We start from the raw sequence: 501 nt of genomic DNA, 5'->3' as shown, positions 1-501 counted from the left end.
CCATGTCGTCGGCTGATGTGATCGAGCGCAAGAGCCGGACGTTCTGGCGCCGCCAGCGCGACGCACGCGAATTCCTGCCGGCAGCACTGGAGATCCTGGAGACGCCGGCCTCGCCCGCGGGACGGGCTGTCGGCCTCACCATCATCCTGTTCTTTGCGATTGCCCTAGGCTGGGCGACCTTCGGCCATGTCGACATCATCGCGACCGCGACCGGCAAGGTGGTGCCGACCGGCCGCACCAAGACGATCCAGCCGCTGGAGACCGGCATCGTCTCGGCGATCCACGTCCGTGATGGCGACAGGGTCACGGCCGGCCAAGTGCTGGTCGAGCTCGACCGCACGGTGACCCAGGCCGAGCGCAAGCGGGTTGGGCAGGATCTCGTCGCGAGCCTGCTCGACATTGCCCGCCTCTCGGCGCTGCGCCGCAGCTTTGCCGATCTCGCCGCTCCCCACGATCTCGAAGAGCCTGCCGGTGCATCCGAAGTCGAGATCGCACGGGCGC

General features: G+C 68.5%; 1 pseudogene. It reads left to right on the top strand.

What is annotated here, in order from left to right:
• Positions 1-2 precede the first annotated feature (2 nt).
• Positions 3-501: pseudogene (locus TSA1_RS28380) on the top strand (HlyD family type I secretion periplasmic adaptor subunit); the annotation flags it as partial.

The organism is Bradyrhizobium nitroreducens (genome assembly GCF_002776695.1).
Taxonomy (GTDB): Bacteria; Pseudomonadota; Alphaproteobacteria; order Rhizobiales; family Xanthobacteraceae; genus Bradyrhizobium; species Bradyrhizobium nitroreducens.
Note: the sequence above shows the minus strand (reverse complement) of the source record. Positions and strands in the feature narration are given on the sequence as shown.